Here is a 19,620-nt window from a genome sequence, read left to right on the forward strand (position 1 = left end):
ACTCACATCAGATATCGCAATCAATCCAGACCGGCATCTGCTTTGAAAGCCTTTAGTTTGAGACTCATAACAGGGTAGCCTGAGTACTGATTCTCACCAATCTCTTTGTCTTGATCCATTATCCGGACCTGGAATCCAGCATCTTTTATTATTCCCAGGTAGTCATCTTTGAGCAATGCACCCCCTATACAGGCACATATAAGATCTTCATCATTCCTTTGCTCGGGGGTCAGGTCATTCAGAAGAACAATATCTGAAACATACATCCTCCCATCATTTTTGAGAACACGGTATGCTTCCCTGAATACTTTGGATTTGTTAGGTGCAAGATTGATTACACAGTTGCTTATAATGACATCAATAGAACCCGTATCAACAGGTAAAAACTCGATATCCCCCTGCCTGAACTCGACATTATCGAATTCATACTTTTCAGCATTCTTTCTTGCTTTTGCAACCATATCTTCTGTCATATCCACACCAATGACTTTCCCGGTCTTGCCCACCTTCCTTGCAGCGATAAAAGTATCAAATCCTCCTCCGGAGCCAAGGTCAAGAACGATATCGCCTTCTTTTACCTCACCGAATGCCGTGGGATTTCCACATCCAAGCCCCAGATTCGCTGCAGAGAATGATTGTGTGTCTTCAGATGAATAGCCAATGGATGTTGATATCTCTTCCTTTGTGAGGTCCCCGCAACATTCACAACCCTGTACAACATCCAATGCAATTTTTCCGTATGTATCCTTTACAACTTTTTTCGTGGAATCTGCATCTGCTGTATTGTCAGAGCAACATCCACAACCCTGTACAACATCCAATGCAATTTTTCCGTATGTATCCTTTACAACTTTTTTCGTGGAATCCGCATCTGCTGTATTGTCAGAGCAACATGAATCAAATTTTTCAATTCCGCAATTTTCAAGTTTATCTTTCATATTATCATCCATTATGCTGTAAATTACGTATCTACCCTCTTTTTCATACTTCAGGAGACCCGCTTCACAAAGTATCCTGAGATGCCGGGATACAGTGGTTTGATCCTTGCCCGTAATTGCCGCAAAATCACATGCACAGTGATCATGTTTTAACAGGCATCCTATTATTGCAAGACGCGTTTGGTCCCCCAATGCTTTGAAGAATTTAGCTTTTTCGTGAAGCATTCGTTGTATATATGTGCATTTATGCATATATTTCTTTTGCAAGCAGTTTTTGGAAAAACGAGGCACAAAGAGGAAAGCAAATACAATAAATACTTTATGATTTTTTTATGGCTTGGTAGTTATTATTTAATTTATTGTGATGGGTAAGTCCAAAAGACAATTTTGGCATGGTAAACCGATTTGGGTGGTAAGTGGGCGACACATGTCTTTTCTATCTGCGTACAGATACCTTACCCATCACTATACTATAATAGATGTTTTTATATGGGATATAATGAAAAGAACGAATGGTTCTGAATTTTGTTATCCCTCTTCAGTCTTAACAATCAGCAGAGTATTATTATCTTCGAGTTCACTTGTCCTGCTTGCAAGTGAATCGAGTTCATGTCTGACCGCTGCCAGCTTCATAATTAAAGGTGCGTTTTTACAATCTACCTATAACTTCCACACTGAACTTCAGGATCATACTTCTCAAAATTCAGCTTTTATCTTCCTTAAGACAAATGTACCAGTCAGAACATTTCAATTCCTTATCTTCCATGCGCTTTTTTGCATCGTCATAGGAAAGAGGAGTCGGTATTATGACGTCATCACCGGGATTCCAGTTAACAGGAGTATCTACTTTTTCCGAATCTGTTTTCTGGATTGCCTGCAGGATACGTTTTATTTCATCAAGGTTTCTGCCATTGGAAAGTGGATAAAAGGCCATATAACGGATGCGTGACTCGGGGTCTATTATGAATATTTCCCTCACCGGTTGGGAGTTCATGATTTCATTATCAGCAGTTGCCTTATTTGGCTGAATGTCCTGGATATAGCGCATATATCTTTTGTTCTCAGAAGGCTGGAGCATCCCATATTTTTTTACTATTGTCAACCCCAGATCTTCTATTATGGGAAATTCTACATCTATGCCCGAGATGCCTGGTAGTCATACATTCATTTTGTTCCACAATAACAAATCAACGTATATTATCCAGATATTACCTTAACCCAAAGCATGAAATTTTAAAGCTGGTTTAACATTTCAAAACAAAGAGTATATATGTAATACGCAACTACATTCGTATTAATCAAGCCTGCTTAATAATGGGGTGGTATGAGCGGGCTGGGGAGTGGGGGTACTAAAAAAGGTAATTACCCGCTCATCTATTAAGAATGGTTTTTTGCTGTATATACATGTTTTGCTCAGATTTCTAACCTTAATGATGATTAAAAGCATCTAGCTAAAGCATTGTACATAAATACATACAAAAATATCATAAAAACAGTAATAATATCGCATACAAATCAGAACGAATTTATAATTAAATGGCATTAAACTATTATTTTAGACAAATGTAATATTGTTATTAATGACTGCACCTATAAATTCTTAAAAGGAACATCGAAATGTCTGAAGAAAATAAACGCAGGACAGCATTCATAATAGCTATAATAGTAGGGATACTTGATATCTTTGTACTTTATCTCGGGACAATCAGGCCGGCCCATATCGGCTGGGCGGTAGCCAGTTGTACACCTACCATCAGCCACCTTCAGGGAGAAGGTACTATGTGTAAAAAAGGGCCCGGGTTTTTGTAAAGCAGATAGACAAGTGGCAAAATCGTAATAACTGCAATGAGGCTATATGCCGGCATATACAGCATTTCTGCCGGGAACCCAGAACTCTCACTAGTCGGCGTTTGAATGGCAGGCTGGCCAAAAAACTGTGAATGGCTGCAAATGCCACAAGACAAAAAAAGGATAATAGTAGATGAAACCAATTCCAGCACTCTCCTTTTTTGTTTGAATGAACCTTATTTATTATTTTTATCTAACAGTAACCTGTAGTATCTTTGTATAAACCAACCATCTAAATGTCACGAGAAATATTGTGGTTGTTTTCTGAATGCAATGATTTCATGAAACCGCTACTATTTATTTCCGCATGTACTAATACATGGCAAAAATATATTGATTTAGCCTTAGTTCATAACAAAATTTCAATCCCTGATTCAAATGCTAGGTTGTAAGTAAAAATGATTGCAGAATGAAATATTTAAAATATATAACGCAAGAAAAACAGTCACATTAAAAGAGAAAGAAATGATTTATTCACCAGTAAAATGGTGAATAATCAAATCATTCAATACAGCAATTATTTATCGCCTTTTCTAAGGCTTTTCATTTTTTCAAGTTCTCCCTCAAGTTCCCGAATTTTCATTTCATCGATGGAATCCGCATAATCCGCCAGTTCCTTATCGGCTGTCTGAAGCGTGTTGTGCAGCCTTTCCACTACATTCTTCTCCAGATTCAACCTCTGTTTCCTGGTCTCGCTAACAAGGTCCTCGACAAGTACCTTCCCTTCTTCCTTGCTGATGGCACCTTCCTTAACCCTTGTATTTACAAATTCCCTTATTCGCTCTTCGGACATAGCTGCCAATCCTGCACCAATCAATGCAGTTGCGCCTAAAAGACCCATCTTCTTTATCTTTTCCATGTATAATACCCCACTACTGATCAGATAGGATTCACAATCGGCATGAATTAAAGTCAACCAGTAAGTCAATCAACTATATTTGAAGCCAGGGAAAACCTTCCATCTGTTTTTATAATAACAATGGGTGACCGAATGCCGATTCAGAAATTCACAACTCCCCGATTTGTGTTTCCCATCCAGATAATAATAGGTACAACTAAACATATATTTGTTGGGCCTCAAAGAAGAGGCTACAGATTAATTTTATAAGTATTTATTATGTTTGTCTCAGGAAGAAGATTCTTCCTGATTATTGAATACCTGATTACCCAGTTCAGTTACATCGTAGGTATCCGTTTCAGGATTGTATTTTAACAAACCATCCTTTGCCATTTTATCTAACATAGATTTCATTATATCGTCTGTCATTATTTTGACCTTTTACTCATTTCTAAATAATATTCATAAACCCCGCCTAGGGACCATAGACATTAAGGCAAAATTAATACATGTTGTCAGAGTATATTTAATATAGTATCTCAGGGGTGGCTAAATGAACGGAATAGGGTACTATGGTTATGGATACCATTATGTAGTAGGTTTCTTTGTATTTGTCCTGATTATAATAAGTATCGGTTTATTGATTAAATGGTACCTCGGGAAAAATAATAAAAATACAGAAATAAGTTTGTAATTGCCTAAAATATAAATTGTGATAATAAGTGGTGAAACAATGGACAAAGGTTTTTCAAAAGATTTGAACGAATTGATGCAATTTCCCACAGAGGGAATCTTCAGTACAGTACTGGCAAAATCAGACAACTACAATTACACACTGATGTGTCTTGCAGGTGGGACGGATATTGATGAACATACATCTACAAAAACAGGTGTGGTTCAGGTCCTGAAAGGAAAGGGTGTCTTCCGTTTATTTGGAAATGAAATCGAAATGAAAGAGGGTACATTCATTTTCATGCCTGCAAACGCGCCTCATTCCCTTCAAGCCCGGGAAGATCTCGCAGTACTTCTGTGTCTGACCAAGTAAACCAATTACATGATAAAAAATTATGATTTGACCTGCCATTCATAAGAATAAAAGGGAGTCGGGGATGTATGAAGATAATAATCATAAATGGTTTTCCGGGAAGCGGGAAAACTACCACAATAAAGGAAATTGCAAAAAGTCTTGCAGAGGAGGGTAAAAAAGTTGTTATAATATTTACCGAGGAAGGAGAAGTCAGTTATAGTGATATCAAAAACACAAATATAATCACAAAAGAAGTGATAAATGCCTGCGTTCCCTGCAGCCTCAGGTTCAATCTGGAAAGTACCTTGAAAACTGCAACCAGTGGATCAAATCCTGATTTTGTGATTATCGAACTTCTATCAAGTGCATCCTCCTCCCAGATAAAGGCAAGCCTTGAACCGATGAATATTCCGGATATGTCTTTTGCTCCTGTTGTAAACATTGTAGATCCTAAAACTTTCATCACTGATATTGGTAAATTGCCCAAATTTGTTATCGACAGGATTAAAGAGGCCAATATTATCTGTTTGAACAAAACAGAATCTGCAAAAGATGAAAAAATCAGAGATGTAAAAGAGTTTCTCCATAATGCCAATCCTGATTCAACCATACTGGGAATTTCTGCACATAAGCCGAATGAAAAATTTAAATCGTTACTGGATCAATTACTAAATAACGATGGAAGAATGCGGGATATGAAATCGTGAAATGAATTTATTATGATTACAGGGAAGGGGGATAGCACCGGTATCTGAAAACGGTTAAATAATTGAATTGGTTAACAGGTAACAATGAAGTTCACAAAATCAATTGTTGCTACTTTCTTCCTTTCTGCAATACTACTTACCAGTGGATGTGCAGATGACACAAATCGTTCAATAGTCCAATCAGGTGTTGTAGAAATAGAAGGGGAAAATATCAAGGAAACCGTCCAGTATGACGAGGAAAACATCGATCTGTACATAAATGGTGACTCCATCAACGTTGTGGTGGAATGGGGTACCCGGGTTGATAATGTCACTATTACCGGCAACAATATAGAAGTTCTATTCAAAGATGGATCGAGTATTGAGGAAATTTACCTGAGTGGGTCAGGTATAACCGTTATGGTTCCAAAAGCCCAGTATCCGGTTGTACACAAGGAGGGAAATGATGTGGGAGTGATATATTATTGATTCAATTTCCCAATTCAAGACAGAAGTGCAAATAATCTTTTTATAAGCACTTTTGTCTCTTTACATTAGGCCCCTCACAGGTATCCTGCACAACAAATCCCTTTTGCACAATTTTATCCCTTAAAGCATCTGCTGTTTCCCAATCCCTGTCATTTCGGGCCTGCTCACGGATCTTTACAAGCTCCATGATCTCTTCTGGCACTTCCTCTCCTTCTTGTGCAAAAAGGCCAAAGGTATCTGCAAACTTCCTGTAGAGGGAAAGAAGGTTTTCAAGTACATCCTTATTTCTGCCGGCTTCAAGGTACTGGTTGGAAATACGGGATAGTTCATGATAAACTGCAATTGCTTTCGGGATGTTCATATCATCTTCCAGAGCATTCCTGAAGTCATCTTCAAGATTGCCAGGCAGACCTATCATTTCCTGATCAGTAGGATATTCATTATCATCTGCACTCTTTATAGCGAACTCCAGATTTTCCAGTGTTTCCCTGAGCTTGAAATAGCTATTTTGTGCATTCCGGGCAAAGGAGTCGGAAAAATCCAGTTTCTTCCTGTAATGCACGGACATAAACATAAAGCGCACAACTTCCCCACCATATTTGTCAACCAGTTCGGGGAGAGTGAAAACATTGCCCTTTGACTTACTCATTTTCTCGCCGTCAACTATCAGGTGTTCCCCGTGTATCCAGTACCTCACAAAGGGTTTTCCTGTAGCCCCTTCGGACTGGGCAATTTCATTTTCATGATGGGGAAATATCAGGTCCACTCCACCTGTATGAATATCAAGGGAAGGTCCAAAATGATTCATTGACATTACCGAGCATTCCGTATGCCATCCGGGCCTGATCTTACCCCAGGGACTTTCATAGTAAATACCCCTTTCAATCTCTTCCTGTGTGGATGCTTTCAGCAAAACAAAATCACGGGGATTATCCTTGTCGTATTCATCGACATCAACCGATGCTCCCATCTTAATTGAATTGAAATCCAGTTTTGAAAGCTTACCATACTCCGGGAAAGCCGAAATCCTGTAATACACCGAGCCCTCTTTTTCATAGGCAAGCCCTTTTTCCATCAGCATTTGTGCCAGCTCTATCATTCCATCCACATTTTCAGTGGCCCGGGGATAAGCAGAGGCTATTTTTATGTTTAGCATATCAAGTCCGCAGAAAAATTCTTCCGTATATTTTTCTGTAAATTCTTTCAGGGATATGCCCGCTTTCTTTGAATCCCGGATCGTCTTATCGTCGATATCCGTTATGTTCATTACAAGATTCACAGAATAGCCCAAATACTCCAGGATACGTACCAGATTATCGGTCATCAAAAAGGTTCGATAATTGCCTATATGCGGAATATTGTACACCGTCGGACCACAGGCATATATTGTAACTTCATCCTCTTTTAAAGGCTTGAAAACTTCCTTTTTCCTTGTTAAAGTATTATACAATCGTAACATTCAAACAACCACCTGTTACACTAATTTACGCCTTTCTATTTTAATCAATACATTTTACTTTCAACTAGTTAATGGCTGCACCAGCACTACCCATAAATCTTGCTCTTTCAATACAGAAAATTTGACCTTCAGGAATCTGTTCACAATATCCATATTTGTTCTGGCATGACTGGTTACAGATGTTGTTTTAAAGCGCGATTGACCATTGGCCAGTGCCATATAGGGGATCACTTGATCACACATAAATTCATCAACTGTTGCACCTGTATCAATGCACCGTGAAAGATTTTCTGCAGCATCAATTCCTACGTCCTCAGCCCTGACACCACGCTTCCCGAGACTATCCATCCCGACAACGGAATTTTCAAAAACAGCCCAGAGGATTACTCCTGACCCGGTGGAATAAGAGGGCGAATATTGGGCATCAATATTTATTGGTACATCATATCTCTGCACAAGATAATCCTGTATAGAATCAACTTCCCTTACAGATACATCTGCCCTTTCGAGGTCCGATGATGAATGGGCAATTCCTTTTATCTCCAGCAGTTTTCCTCTTTCATAAAGATCAATAGCTTTAATGCCATATTTCGGTGGTGCTACCTTGACCAAGACCTGAGCTCCTCCACGAGGATAGTAACCCTCCCTGAGAATCCGGATAGTCACATTAAAACCCATCCTTGAAAGAAATGGACAGAGCACATGCTGTATATAAGCAAGAGGGGGACTCCATTTCCCAGAGGTGGCACCTCCATGAATAGAGACCTGCATTGCTTGGTCTGCCAGGGTCATCGGAATCAGAAGGGCCTGCAGGACAAGGCCGATTGAACCTGCTGTAGGAATTTCTATTTTTATGTGATCGGATATTATTGGACCCGGCATGAACTCAATTTCCGTTGAGTTTACCGAAACTCCCCTCACTTCTGCATTACACAACTGTGCAACCGCCATAATTGCGGCCACATGCTGGGCTCGCAGACCCGGAACTTTTCTTTGTGCACGAATATTGATTATTTTCACAGGTATCCCGGTGACTGCAGAAAGAGCCACAGATGTTCTTATTATCTGTCCACCCCCTTCTCCAGTGGAACCATCTACTAAAATACGATCAGACATAGAAATTAATCATACTTCTTTACTTAATATTTTACCTGAACGCTCCTATAATTATCTTCAGGATTTTCCTATAAATATCCACTACAGGCTGTTAGAAACAACCTACTCCTTCTATTCCCTTTGCCTGCTTTGTCCTCAACTCTCCCCTTATATTTTCATAGTATCTGGTGGTGACGGCAGGAACTAAGGGGCTTTCTTCTTCCAGGACTTTGCAGGATAATAATACAAAATATACAGAAAAACACAGGAGAAATGAGAGCAAGGATTTCAATCCATTACTCTCATCGTACCACCACTCCATATCAGCCAAACCCCCGTTTCAGGCTGAATACAAGGTGAGAGTCATGCTGCTAAACTCCCCCTTACCAAAATTGGTTGATAGATTTCTATATATAATAAATGGATAGAAATAGATGGAGTGCCTTAAAAAACATGTGCTATTAAAATTTTTAAACCAATATAATCCAGAGAAATTACAGTATACCATAACCCAATCTGGAAAATTCTACAAGTAGCACTATAAGTACGAAATTACCCACAAAAAGAGGTGGAATCAATTTTTTCACCGGGAATCCACCAAATGCAAGGCCTATCGCTAAAATGTCGCTGGGCAGAGGAGTCAAAGAATATAAAAATATAAGAAGAATAATCAGTTTATCATTGATTTGTTCCATTTTTACAGCCAGATTGATTACTTTTGTTTCATATTTTCCCGGTACACATTGTTTCCCTTTCCTGCCCATGTAATAGAATAGCAAGTCACCCAGAGTGAGACCCAGACTTGCAATCAGCCCCAACCAGACTGGATTTACTTCAGACAAAGCTATTGTTATAAGAACAGTATAAAATGTAGTGGAAGTAAATGTGGAAACTCCGCCAATTAAAGACAACAGGAAAATAGCCAGATACGTATTGCTAATACCCAAAGTTGATACTATCAATTTTGGAGGATAGTAATGAAGAAAAATTGACCACGTAATAATAAAAAGAGCTATTAAAACAAAAATAATAATATTATTATGTCGACTGGATGTGTTATTCATCCGCTTTTTGCATAACCCTATCAGATAAGCTGAATAATCTGCTCTTTTTCCTGTCTTTTTTGTCGACATTGGTCCCTGCGAAATATTAGGTAACAATTAAAATTTGATTTCAGAAATTAAAAATACAATATAGAATATACAATTATTTAATGCCTGTGTAGCTTACCCTTCAGGCCACTGCAATCCAAAAATTTGTTATATGCTTCTGTTGTGACACAAAAGTAGGCAGGAACACGAAAGCCATTTTCAAGAAGCATGTGCAAAGAATAAGCTTTGCCTCCGATAATAGCCATATGCTCTTGCCGGATTCCTTTCATAGGAATTACAAGATTTGTCATAGCATATCGATCTCCACAACATTCTGGACACTTGTAGCCACAATATATTTTTCGCCTTGGAATTTCATCAGTGCAGATGAAGGGTTCTTAAGGAAACTGATAAGATAGGGATGTTTGGTCAGATAAAGATTGACCATTTCAGGGTCTTTTTCTATTTCTTCCACCTTTCCCATTGCATTCACAACAGTGGCTTCCTTAAAGTCAGATACCGTATTGGATCGATTATCGATCAGTAAGGACGCTTCCCGGGAAGAACTCAAATTTGAATATTTCCTCGTAAATTTCGGTGTAACAAAAAGAAGATACTTGAAATTTTCACTGCAGCAAATGCCACAAGATTGGTATAGGGCTGGCCATCATTCTGTGTAGCCAACACTCCAAGTAATTGGCCTGTAAGCAGGTGAGACATTGTTTTTTCAGGATCAGATACTTCCATTAGAAACTCCTCATTAAACCCTAAAATAAGATTAATCTGTGAGTATTTATGCATTATCGGTAAGAAATGTGTTGCCAATTACAATCATAGGGGGAAGGTTTTTAGTCTAATGTATTGAAAATGATTTATAGGGTAATTGGTGCTTTTAAAAAATAGAGGAGAGTACAGGAATGAAAATAGTCAAATGCAGGGACCTGGGTTTCAAATGTAATTTCATGGCCACAGGCACCAAACAAGAAGAAGTGGAAAAAAAGATGCTTGACCACATCAAGCAAGTCCATGGAGAAGAACTGGAAAAGATGTCTGAAGACGAGATGAAGGAGATAAAGTACCGGATATCAACCCTCACCGGACGAGGGTGTGGATGTGGTGCACTATAAAGTGTATTCTTTGAATTAATCAATCCGTATTACAGTATTTACATTCAAAACTAGCAGGAGCAATCAAAATGACAGATGATCCCCTCAATACTATAAAAAAAGCAGATCCAGACCTGTTTGGTTTAATCGTGCAAAGCGGTGAATTGACATTTTCCGAAGAAGGCATACCCCTACAGTACAAATTCCTGATTGCAATGGCACTTGATGCATCAAAAGGAGCTGAGAACGGAGTCAGAAACCTTGCAACACAGGCAATCAATGCCGGAGCGACAAAAGAGGAAGTGATGCAGGCAGTAAGAATAGCCAACTATATTTCAGGAATAGGAAGCGTATATACTGCTGCAAATGCATTGAAGGATATTGTCTGAAACCCGCAGGCAACATCCTTCAGTATACCTTTTGGTCAATTACAGGGTTTTCAAATATTCAATCAGGTCATTGAGATCCTTTTCTGACATGTCCCATCGCGGCATCGTATAATCCAGCCTCTCTCCTGAAGGCTCAATTCCTTGTTTAATAGCCGTCTTGATGGTTTCATCAGTATAAATGGGATGAACTTCATGTTCATCTTCATGATGTGCCTCAGCAGTCAAGGCTTCATAGGTAATATCAGGAGGCACTGCAGTACCCATCATTATCGGCACACCACCTTTTCCGTCAACACCGTGGCAACTTACACAGCTACCACCATGTACGCTTAACCAGTGAGGACCACCCTGAAATGGTATTCTTTGCCCGTTTTCATTAAAACCCGTATAATATATCATTTCACCGTTACTATCAAATTCGTTGATAATGTCAGAATTCGATGGCGATGACGGAGACGTTTCCAAATCACCCGGATACATATTTCCCGATTGTTGCCCTCCGTATTGCTGGTAGGAGGGTGGAGTATAAAGGAGATTCATCATTCCAACAAAAATTAATACAACTCCAACAAACAATAGTAATATCAACATATTCCTTGACAAATTTAGTCCTCCTTCTGTCTATTATTCCTTAAATTAACCTGTTGTATATTGTTGCAAATAAATAACCGAAAATGAAAGAGATGGTCGCAGCTTCCAGCATGCCTGCAATGATACCCGTGACATTAAGTGAAAAAAACATGTGCCACCGGGACATCATCTCAACAGCTCCGGTGTATATACCTAAATTTCCCGATATACCAAGTAAAAGCATTAACAGTGCAGCAAGGGCTGCAAGCGCAAGCCCAAAAACAAGTGGTTTTATTTCCTGCATAATTATTTCCCGTCTAATTCCCATCATAATTACTTCGTTGGACGTTAAATATTAAACGGACAAGGAGCGTGTGATCTAAAAAAGCAAACGAAATATAAAACCTACAAGCAGTAAATACTTATACTTTGTAGAAAAATATATATTAGTAGAAATAAGAATGAAGATAGTGAACATACTTATTTTCAGGGAAGGGGGACAATGACAGATGCGGGAAATATCAACAACTTGTTGTTGCTAAAAAAGATTGTATATGATATGGGGAAATACAATTATAATTTTGAAAAAGCAGTATTATCCATTCTTGAAAATATTCTGATTTTTGATGACATCGATGCAGCCGGAATATATACTGTAAATAATGAAAACGAAAACCTGGAACTAGTGACTTATTCCGGAAGCGTTTCAAGTGAATTTGTTTCCTTTGTCAGGACTATTGGAAAAGACTTCCCTCTTCGGAAAAAATTGAATTGGGGAGTGAATACGTATTTAAACTACAGGGATTCGAAATGGCAGCCGCAATTCACATCCGAGGGATTGAAGGCTGTTGGGAACCTGCCAATTTTAAATGACGATAAACTAATCGCATCATTAATCGTTGTTTCAAAAAAGTGTCCTCATATAACAGAACAGACCAGGGAATTCATGGATTTTATTGCCACCCATATTGGAGACCTGATTACTGAAAATTGGCAAAAAGAAGAACTTAACAAAATGACTTGCTGTTTTGAAGAATCAAGAAAGGACCTTCTGGTGAAAAACCAGGCAATCGAATCCAGCATAAATGGAATTGCCATAGCAGATCTGGATGGAAATATTACCTATGTTAACAATGCATGCATGCAAATGTGGGGATATAACGATAAGCAAGAAATTATTGGCAACCATGTTGGAAAGTTCTGGGCAGAAGAAACCATTTTAAGCTGCCTGCAAAACATACCGGAAAACAAGGGCTCTATTTAGGAAAAAAGCGCAATTAGAAAGGACGGTACCACATTCCCCGTACAGGTATCCAGAACGGTAATCAGTAATGAAAAAGGCAAGCCTGTTTCTTATATGGGTTCATTTATTGACATAACTGAAAAGAAGAAAATAGAAGAAGAACTCATTGAAGCAAAATTTGTAGCCGAATCGGCAAACAGGGCTAAAAGTGAATTTCTTGCAACAATGAGCCATGAGCTGAGAACTCCCCTGAATTCAATCATAGGTTTTTCCCAGGTCATGAAAACTGAAAAAGCAGGAAGACTTAATGATAAACAGGATCACTATCTTAACAATATATTTCGTAGTAGTAAACATCTCCTCCAAATAATAAATTCGATACTCGACCTTTCAAGAATCGAATCCAAATTTGTAGAACTAAAATATACAAATGTAGATATCAACGCAGTTTTTGATGAACTTCTTGAAATACTGTATCCATTTGCGGATGAAAAATCTATAGCAATACACATCGAAAATAAAAGTGATACGAAACTTCTTACAGTGGATGAACAAAAATTTAAGCAAATGCTATATAATTTACTCAACAATAGCATAAAGTTCACAAATCCGGGAGGATATGTTGAAGTTGTTGTCAATGAAAACAGCGGTTGGCTGCACATATCCATAAAGGACAATGGCAGGGGGATACCTAAAGATAAAATTAAAGCAATTTTCCTGCCATTCCATCAGTTAGATCAATATGAAACCAGATCTTATGGCGGAACCGGTCTGGGACTTGCCCTTGTTAAAAAATATGTAGAAATGCATGGTGGACAAATCGATGTGGAAAGTGAAGTTGGAAAAGGGAGTACTTTCCATCTGGCTATACCTGTAAAAAATCATGGCGTGAGATAATGATACGGAATTTCAGGGGAAAGGAGCCTGCGCTGCATGACAGTGTATTTGTTGCAGACTCTGCGGAAGTTATAGGAAATGTCAGGGTTGACAGGGACTCAAGTATCTGGTTTAATGCCACAATACGTGCGGATGTGAATGAAATAAATATAGGAAAAGGGACCAGTATCCAGGATAATGTGGTGATCCACAATGACACGTCCCGAATGGTCAAGATTGGTGATTATGTCAGTATTGGGCACGGAGCGGTGTTACATAGTTGTAAAATCGGAAATAATGTGCTGATAGGTATGAATTCAACTATACTTGAAGGTGCGGAAATAGGCGATAATTCAATTGTTGGTGCCAATGCACTGGTAGCACCCGGAAAAAGGTTCGGGCCTGCAAATGTAATTACAGGAATTCCGGGAAGGATTAGAAGGGAAGCAAACGATAAAGACATAAGGATGATTGAAGAAAATGCTGCAGTTTATATCGAACTTATGAAGGAATACAAAGAACAATGATACCTCCAAAGAAGAGATATCAACACCTTGGAGTGCAATTTTGCCAGGCAAGGGTAACTTTGTATCATAAATGAACATAGTCGTAGGACATCTGCATTAATTTCCTGATTGTTTCTTCATTATCTACAAGATCCTTTTTTACCAACCGGATTCTCTGAAGCCCACGCCTACGGCTGTAATCCATAAGGTCTAAGCCTGATTCAAGAAGCTCGTTTTGGATATCTTCTGAGTCTTCAAGTTTTAATCGCATAACCAGGTAACTTTTCCTTGCTTTAAAACTTACAAAATTGTCTGCCGAACCATCTTTTGCCAAACCAATATAGTATTTGTTGTATTTGAGTTCAAAGGTTGGATCAATCTCTTTGATTAAGCGAAGTAAACTATCTGCCAGTTCCACTGTTTCTTTAGATCCTTTATTTTCCCAATAATATCTATCTACAACTTCAGTTACTTCTTCATCTTCATCGATAAGGCCAAGCTCAAATTCATCCAGTATCTTTGTGAAAGTCAGAGCAAGGCCGGCAGTATTTTCCACTTCATAAGCATTCATCTGGATGGCAATGATAGGTATGTTTCCGTTAAAGAGCTGGATTACATTAAAAAAGCGACTTGTAATATCTTCAGCTATAATCACAGCACAATGATCATATTGTGGATATTTCTTTCTTTCATTGTCCCAATACTCGATAGTCCTCATTATGTGAGATTCATCTGTTTTACCTAATTGAATTTCAACTTCATATCTTTTTAAAGAATCAGGTCCTGAAGCAATAGATCAAGCCTGCCAGCACCTCGATGATTGCGTTCTATATCTTTTAGAATCAAATCTCCAAGGCCCAGCATTGAAGGATCGGAAGATATTTGCTCCTGTATCCATTTTTCATTTATACGAGGAATTCGTTTCAATGATACTTTTTTAAGGTTTATTAACCGCACACCGACCACACCCCAATACATTACTATAGCATAGATATGTGGAAGTCAAGATATAAAAATTATTTTTACCAAAATTCTGAACATGTCCAACAAAAACAGCATAAAATCATTAAACTTTTAATTAACAAACATATTATAGATATTGAGAGCATTGGGTAAAATACTGTAATGCTGCTCCATAACTGCTTTCAGGAACCACTCTCAAATCTACATGACCGCCGTTTTGCAGTATTATTGTACTGCGTGTCTTACCCCGGGATTCAACCTCGTCCATATCTTCAAAATTAACAAAGGCATCCATGACTTCTTCAGGATCCAAAGCAACAACCAGTATATCAATATCCCCGATCGTTTCCTTCATCCGCCGCAGAGATCCAGCGTAATCTATTTTTTTTAGGGTAGCGTTTTCTTCCATATAGGATATAATTTCTTCAGCCAAATCCATTGCTTTTGGCAAAAGCATGCGTTCATGGCTTTTTTCGTATTGGGAAATTGCTTTATCCAGATTTTCTTCAGTCTTTTTCCCGGCCTGTAAGTGGATTTAGCCTTTACTGACTTAATAATTATGCCTTCCATTCCCTTCTCTACACAAGAATCGAAAAAACGCTGTATCCGGGAGAAATCTGCACTCACAACCCGACCTGCAAGTTTTACTTTTTCTGTTTCTACGAGATTTTCTTCCAAAACTTGTCTTCTTTCAGGATAAGACCTGTTCATCAGGGAATTACCATCGAGATATATAACATCAAAGAAAAAAACGGTAACAGGTATTTTTTCCACATATTCCTTGACATGATACTTTCGCCTGCGCTGCATAAGCTCCTGAAAAGGAAGGAACTCCCCTTGCCTATAAGCAACTAGTTCTCCATCTAAGACAATTTTTTCAGCTTTTACACTTTCACGAACAGCCTCGATGACATCAGGAAACTGTGCAGAAATATCAGTTAGCCGCCTTGAGAATGCCTTTATATTATTCCCGTCCACATGTATCTGAACCCTTTCTCCATCATATTTTTCCTCTGCTGCCATGGTTGCGGAGAATTTCTCATTCAGCTCCTCCATAGTATCTACCCTGCTGGCTAGCATCATCTGGACAGGCCTGCCAATTTTAATGGAAAACTTTCCCAACGAACTCATCCCGTGCTTTGCCAGAGACTCGCCAAGCTGACCGATATCAGTACATATATTGTATGTATCTTCCACTTTGACTGTATTATTCCGGCTACCTGTAAAGGCCAGAGCCAGAGATTCCAGAAGAAATTTCTCACCAAAACCCAGCCTCAGATTTCCCTGTGCAATACGCATAATATATCTGGATTCCAAAGGCCTGGCCTGTGACAGGACTTCTGCGAGTAGATTTATCTTTCTTTTTTGACTGCCCTTTCCCGAAACGTCCCTTATCTGCACAAAATGCTGAAAGACATACTTGAGTGTAAGTGAACTTCGCTGTCTATCATTAAGATCAGAAGCCACATCCCCCAGATCTCCTTGATTCTCAAATGCTATCTCTACTTTTTCCTTATCCACATCATAGGCCTGGGAGATTGCCTTTATACCATATTTATCTCCAATTCCCAAATCAATTTTTTCAAAACGGGGACCGATTGTACCCAGTGCTAGATATGCAGTTATTTTCACCTCTGCAGGGTCAATGTTTTGAAAATGCTCTGCCAGCAGTTCAATTATTTTCTTATGAGATGTAGAATTATCTAATTTTTCATAAAGTTCCACCAGTTTCCGAAATGACTCCATGGCCCCCCACCTTAAAAGATCCTGTATAAATTTGTGTTTACTAACAGAAATAGCTTTAGATGGCCCATATAGGCGATACTTTTAACAACCATCAAAAAAGAAGAATGTACGGAAGGTATGGGGGCTGATTTGTAGCTGTGGTGAAAGAATTTGTTTCATTCTGGTTTAACCGCAGGTATAAGAAATCAGAATATCCTGTCAACATGCCTTCATTTAATAGGAGTGGGTAAAATGAATGGAAGTGCACCTAAATTTTTGTCAGCAAGTACAATCGAAAAAGACAAAGTAGAAGATTTAAACGGTGAAGACATTGGCCATATAAAAGAACTGATGATTGACCTGGACTTCGGTACGGTTGCCTATGCAGCCCTTTCCTTCAAAGACAAGTTATTTGCAGTTCCCTGGGAAGCGTTGTCTCTGAAAGAAGGCGAGCACAGGTTTGTATTTCATCACGACAGATCTCTGCTTGAAGAGTCAGAAGGATTCAATAAAGATAATTGGCCTTTGTCCAATGAGCGCAAATGGCTGACGGATGTCTATGCAAAATATGGATTTACTCCTTACTGGGAGAAATAATCTCCCAGTTAAGTTTTATATTGGATCGTGTTTTTCATACTACACTTTTTTCCTACCAGACATCAATGTACCATAATAAGTGCAATACTGTAATTTTCTTACACACAAAACACAAAAACAGCTTAGGCCCTGACTTTTAGAAGAATATTAACTGAATGATTAGTAGATATTTAGAGTAAAATATGAAGTAGTGGGAACATCGCTGCTATAATGTTCCCACTTTTGTACCACCACTCCTTTCAACCGTTCCTTATCAACGGTTGGCTTGACTTATAGGAGAGTTTTTTTCGTAACCCCCCATCCACTCTCTTAATTATAGGATGTTGTCCCTAAATTAAATAAATTACGGGTAACTTTTATCAGTATGTTATTGGACAGTTGATAATTATTCCATATCTACAATTTTCTAATATCAAAACATGTAAAGGAAAGTTGCAGGTCAAGCAAAAAGTACTCTTATGACCTGCAACCGAAGGAAATTCAATTAGTCTGTGATTAAATATTCAAGAAACCAATTTCCTGCGATCTTTGCTACCTCTTCCAGTGCTCCTTGTTCTTCAAAAAGATGGGTGGCACCTGGGATGATCTGGAGTTCTTTCTTGCAGTTTAACATTTTTAATGCCTCACGATTCATGTCTATAACCTGATAATCTTTCCCTCCAACTATCAGAAGGGTAGGCGCTTTTACACCCGGAAGGGCCTGTTCTGCCAGATCAGGTCTGCCTCCCCTGGAAACCACAGCACCAATTTTATCTGAACGTTTACTGGCTGCACTAAGGGCAGCTGCAGCACCTGTACTGGCTCCAAAATAACCGATATTCAAATTTTTGGTAGCCGGGTTTTGGAGGACCCAATCAGTGGTTCCTATAAGACGTTCAGAAAGAAGATCTATATCAAATCTCAAGTGTGCGGTGACATTGTCGATTTCTTCTTCCTTTGGAGTTAATAGATCAAAGAGAAGAGTACCCATTTTATTCTGCCGCAGCGTTTTTGCAACGGTTTTGTTACGTATACTATGTCGACTACTTCCACTGCCATGAGCAAATATAACTAATCCCTCAGCACCTTCAGGGACTTCCAAATCACCCTCAAGGATAATAGAATCCATCTGGATACGTACAGTTTCCTGAATTTCAGTAACAACCATATTTAGTCCTCCCCTTGCTTTTGTAATGACATACTTTTTTCCAGCATGTCACAGACTTCCTCATCGCTTACCTGCCTGAAGTCCTCATACCAGGCACCTACACCATAGAAAGGTTCCGGAGTGGCACCACAGATTATATTGTCAACTTCCTTTTCAAAAACCCTGCATGTATCTAAGGAGGCAACCGGGACAGCAATTACTATATTTGATGGGTTTTTGGAACGCAATGCTTTAATTGCAGCTAGCATAGTGGCACCCGTAGCCAAACCATCATCTATCAGAATCACAGTACGATCCTTTATTTCCGGACGTTTGCGATCTCCCCGGTATAGCCGTTCTCTTCTATGTAGCTCTCTACGTTCATCAGCCGCAACTTTGGCAATCATTCTGTCTGAGATACCAAAATACCTGATTATATCTTGATTCAGTACACGGACATCCTCGGAATCGATAGCTCCCATTGCCAGTTCTTCATTCCCGGGAACACCCAGTTTCCGAATCAGAAAAATGTCCATAGGTATTTTCAGTTGTTTTGAAATTTCATATGCAACCGGCACTCCACCCCTGGGAAGAGCAAGCAAAATAACGTCCTTCCTGTTTGCATACTCACTTAATTCGCCAGCCAGTTTGAGCCCGGCATCCACCCTATTTTTGTATATCTGCATAATCTACCCTCAACTCCCATATATGGGTGGGTTTAGCATCTATTTAGGAATTTTCCGTCATATAGAGAACCTGCAATAATTACAACTGCAAACGTGTTGAAATTAGAATCGGAACATATGATTAGCCGAAATTATTATTAATGATTCTCATTGACACACTCCATATTTATGGAATGGAAAATAATAATTTTTTGGCCTTATGTTTGCAATGTAGTTTATGATAAAATAAGGGAGCAATACAATCAATTCAAGCAACTAGCATTTTTATTTATATCTAAACTGCACACTTCAGATAACAGTAGAACAAATATCCATTATTAACATATAATAGCAATTAACTTAAAGTTTAATATTAATCCAAC

General features: G+C 38.7%; 28 protein-coding genes and 1 pseudogene. 10 read left to right on the top strand and 19 right to left on the bottom strand.

All coding sequences use genetic code 11. The features are described from left to right. Positions 1-20: 20 nt before the first annotated feature. Together arsM and EFE42_RS08320 are read right to left on the bottom strand one after the other, a co-directional pair. Positions 21-1,163, bottom strand: a complete 1,143-nt coding sequence (gene arsM / locus EFE42_RS10795; protein ID WP_305021963.1) for an arsenite methyltransferase — start codon at positions 1,161-1,163, stop codon at positions 21-23. Between the two features lie 478 nt (positions 1,164-1,641). Beyond that, positions 1,642-2,040, bottom strand: a complete 399-nt coding sequence (locus EFE42_RS08320; RefSeq protein ID WP_233564788.1) for a hypothetical protein — start codon at positions 2,038-2,040, stop codon at positions 1,642-1,644. 515 nt (positions 2,041-2,555) lie between these two features. Here EFE42_RS08320 and EFE42_RS10535 point away from each other — a divergent pair. After that, positions 2,556-2,747, top strand: a complete 192-nt coding sequence (locus EFE42_RS10535; protein WP_158599214.1) for a hypothetical protein — start codon at positions 2,556-2,558, stop codon at positions 2,745-2,747. A gap of 556 nt (positions 2,748-3,303) precedes the next feature. Here EFE42_RS10535 and EFE42_RS08330 read toward each other — a convergent pair. Beyond that, positions 3,304-3,645 carry a hypothetical protein gene (locus EFE42_RS08330; protein ID WP_123136805.1) on the bottom strand — a complete coding sequence of 114 codons (342 nt, stop codon included), beginning with the start codon at positions 3,643-3,645 and terminating at the stop codon, positions 3,304-3,306. A 267-nt stretch (positions 3,646-3,912) separates the two neighbouring features. Then, a complete protein-coding gene (locus EFE42_RS10540) occupies positions 3,913-4,053 on the bottom strand; it encodes a hypothetical protein (RefSeq protein WP_013037521.1) in 141 nt (46 codons plus the stop codon). Between the two features lie 304 nt (positions 4,054-4,357). On the opposite strand from EFE42_RS10540, the gene EFE42_RS08335 reads away from it, so the two are divergent. From EFE42_RS08335 to EFE42_RS08345, 3 genes are all read left to right on the top strand, one after another. Then, positions 4,358-4,669 (top strand): cupin domain-containing protein, encoded by a 312-nt coding sequence (locus EFE42_RS08335; protein ID WP_123136806.1) that lies wholly within the window; start codon positions 4,358-4,360, stop codon positions 4,667-4,669. A gap of 68 nt (positions 4,670-4,737) precedes the next feature. Continuing rightward, positions 4,738-5,358, top strand: a complete 621-nt coding sequence (locus tag EFE42_RS08340; RefSeq protein WP_123136807.1) for a GTP-binding protein — start codon at positions 4,738-4,740, stop codon at positions 5,356-5,358. An 84-nt stretch (positions 5,359-5,442) separates the two neighbouring features. Next, complete coding sequence (locus EFE42_RS08345; protein WP_123136808.1) at positions 5,443-5,826, top strand: hypothetical protein; 384 nt, start codon at positions 5,443-5,445, stop codon at positions 5,824-5,826. Between the two features lie 40 nt (positions 5,827-5,866). Here EFE42_RS08345 and cysS read toward each other — a convergent pair whose 3' ends face one another. The 7 genes from cysS to EFE42_RS10810 all read right to left on the bottom strand — a co-directional run bounded on the left by cysS (position 5,867) and on the right by EFE42_RS10810 (position 10,218). After that, on the bottom strand, positions 5,867-7,285 hold the full coding sequence (gene cysS / locus EFE42_RS08350) for a cysteine--tRNA ligase (protein ID WP_123136809.1): 1,419 nt from the start codon (positions 7,283-7,285) through the stop codon (positions 5,867-5,869). Positions 7,286-7,345: 60 nt separating this feature from the next. After that, positions 7,346-8,401 (bottom strand): RNA 3'-terminal phosphate cyclase, encoded by a 1,056-nt coding sequence (gene rtcA, locus EFE42_RS08355; protein WP_123136810.1) that lies wholly within the window; start codon positions 8,399-8,401, stop codon positions 7,346-7,348. Positions 8,402-8,492: 91 nt separating this feature from the next. After that, the gene (locus EFE42_RS08360; RefSeq protein WP_148039268.1) at positions 8,493-8,711 is read right to left on the bottom strand and encodes a hypothetical protein; all 219 of its coding nucleotides are present in this window, start codon (positions 8,709-8,711) and stop codon (positions 8,493-8,495) included. Between the two features lie 163 nt (positions 8,712-8,874). Further along, a complete protein-coding gene (locus tag EFE42_RS08365; protein WP_233564789.1) occupies positions 8,875-9,327 on the bottom strand; it encodes a VTT domain-containing protein in 453 nt (150 codons plus the stop codon). Positions 9,328-9,590: 263 nt separating this feature from the next. Beyond that, complete coding sequence (locus EFE42_RS08370; RefSeq protein WP_123136813.1) at positions 9,591-9,782, bottom strand: PEP/pyruvate-binding domain-containing protein; 192 nt, start codon at positions 9,780-9,782, stop codon at positions 9,591-9,593. After that, positions 9,779-10,042, bottom strand: a complete 264-nt coding sequence (locus tag EFE42_RS10805; protein WP_233564790.1) for a CREG family protein — start codon at positions 10,040-10,042, stop codon at positions 9,779-9,781. The genes EFE42_RS08370 and EFE42_RS10805 overlap by 4 nt, the downstream gene beginning before the upstream one ends. Further along, the gene (locus EFE42_RS10810) at positions 10,039-10,218 is read right to left on the bottom strand and encodes a hypothetical protein (RefSeq protein ID WP_233564791.1); all 180 of its coding nucleotides are present in this window, start codon (positions 10,216-10,218) and stop codon (positions 10,039-10,041) included. The genes EFE42_RS10805 and EFE42_RS10810 overlap by 4 nt, the downstream gene beginning before the upstream one ends. Positions 10,219-10,388: 170 nt before the next feature. Here EFE42_RS10810 and EFE42_RS08380 point away from each other — a divergent pair, with 170 nt between their 5' ends. Next, entirely contained in the window at positions 10,389-10,598 is a 210-nt protein-coding gene (locus EFE42_RS08380; RefSeq protein WP_123136814.1) for a DUF1059 domain-containing protein, read from the top strand. A 68-nt stretch (positions 10,599-10,666) separates the two neighbouring features. Then, positions 10,667-10,966 (top strand): carboxymuconolactone decarboxylase family protein, encoded by a 300-nt coding sequence (locus tag EFE42_RS08385; RefSeq protein ID WP_123136815.1) that lies wholly within the window; start codon positions 10,667-10,669, stop codon positions 10,964-10,966. Positions 10,967-11,005: 39 nt separating this feature from the next. On the opposite strand, the gene EFE42_RS08390 is transcribed toward EFE42_RS08385, so the two are convergent. Both EFE42_RS08390 and EFE42_RS08395 read right to left on the bottom strand, forming a co-directional pair. Continuing rightward, positions 11,006-11,569: a cytochrome c gene (locus tag EFE42_RS08390; RefSeq protein WP_370448682.1), complete on the bottom strand. Its 564-nt coding sequence runs from the start codon at positions 11,567-11,569 to the stop codon at positions 11,006-11,008. A gap of 28 nt (positions 11,570-11,597) precedes the next feature. Next, positions 11,598-11,840: a hypothetical protein gene (locus tag EFE42_RS08395; RefSeq protein ID WP_233564792.1), complete on the bottom strand. Its 243-nt coding sequence runs from the start codon at positions 11,838-11,840 to the stop codon at positions 11,598-11,600. 255 nt (positions 11,841-12,095) lie between these two features. Here EFE42_RS08395 and EFE42_RS11030 point away from each other — a divergent pair. The 3 genes and pseudogenes from EFE42_RS11030 to EFE42_RS08410 form a co-directional block, all read left to right on the top strand. Next, positions 12,096-13,172 (top strand): annotated as a pseudogene (locus EFE42_RS11030) (histidine kinase dimerization/phospho-acceptor domain-containing protein); the annotation flags it as partial. A gap of 3 nt (positions 13,173-13,175) precedes the next feature. Further along, on the top strand, positions 13,176-13,676 hold the full coding sequence (locus tag EFE42_RS10910; RefSeq protein ID WP_370448685.1) for a sensor histidine kinase: 501 nt from the start codon (positions 13,176-13,178) through the stop codon (positions 13,674-13,676). Beyond that, positions 13,676-14,182: a gamma carbonic anhydrase family protein gene (locus EFE42_RS08410; protein WP_123136818.1), complete on the top strand. Its 507-nt coding sequence runs from the start codon at positions 13,676-13,678 to the stop codon at positions 14,180-14,182. The genes EFE42_RS10910 and EFE42_RS08410 overlap by 1 nt, the downstream gene beginning before the upstream one ends. Positions 14,183-14,246: 64 nt before the next feature. On the opposite strand, the gene EFE42_RS08415 is transcribed toward EFE42_RS08410, so the two are convergent. The 4 genes from EFE42_RS08415 to EFE42_RS08425 form a co-directional block, all read right to left on the bottom strand. After that, positions 14,247-14,879: a DUF5655 domain-containing protein gene (locus tag EFE42_RS08415; RefSeq protein ID WP_199724114.1), complete on the bottom strand. Its 633-nt coding sequence runs from the start codon at positions 14,877-14,879 to the stop codon at positions 14,247-14,249. Positions 14,880-14,929: 50 nt separating this feature from the next. Beyond that, positions 14,930-15,088, bottom strand: coding sequence for a hypothetical protein (locus tag EFE42_RS10650; protein ID WP_199724115.1), 159 nt, complete (start codon positions 15,086-15,088; stop codon positions 14,930-14,932). 163 nt (positions 15,089-15,251) lie between these two features. Beyond that, a complete protein-coding gene (locus EFE42_RS10655) occupies positions 15,252-15,479 on the bottom strand; it encodes a hypothetical protein (protein ID WP_199724116.1) in 228 nt (75 codons plus the stop codon). A 32-nt stretch (positions 15,480-15,511) separates the two neighbouring features. Then, the gene (locus EFE42_RS08425; protein WP_233564793.1) at positions 15,512-16,870 is read right to left on the bottom strand and encodes an ATP-dependent DNA ligase; all 1,359 of its coding nucleotides are present in this window, start codon (positions 16,868-16,870) and stop codon (positions 15,512-15,514) included. Positions 16,871-17,101: 231 nt separating this feature from the next. Between EFE42_RS08425 and EFE42_RS08430 the strand changes: the two genes are divergently transcribed. After that, complete coding sequence (locus EFE42_RS08430; protein WP_123136819.1) at positions 17,102-17,446, top strand: PRC-barrel domain-containing protein; 345 nt, start codon at positions 17,102-17,104, stop codon at positions 17,444-17,446. A 484-nt stretch (positions 17,447-17,930) separates the two neighbouring features. On the opposite strand, the gene EFE42_RS08435 is transcribed toward EFE42_RS08430, so the two are convergent. Together EFE42_RS08435 and EFE42_RS08440 are read right to left on the bottom strand one after the other, a co-directional pair. Next, positions 17,931-18,593 carry a dienelactone hydrolase family protein gene (locus EFE42_RS08435; protein WP_123136820.1) on the bottom strand — a complete coding sequence of 221 codons (663 nt, stop codon included), beginning with the start codon at positions 18,591-18,593 and terminating at the stop codon, positions 17,931-17,933. A gap of 2 nt (positions 18,594-18,595) precedes the next feature. Beyond that, positions 18,596-19,258 (bottom strand): phosphoribosyltransferase, encoded by a 663-nt coding sequence (locus EFE42_RS08440; protein WP_199724117.1) that lies wholly within the window; start codon positions 19,256-19,258, stop codon positions 18,596-18,598. Positions 19,259-19,620 lie beyond the last annotated feature (362 nt).

This window comes from Methanohalophilus sp. RSK (assembly GCF_003722075.1).
Classification (GTDB): Archaea; Halobacteriota; Methanosarcinia; order Methanosarcinales; family Methanosarcinaceae; genus Methanohalophilus.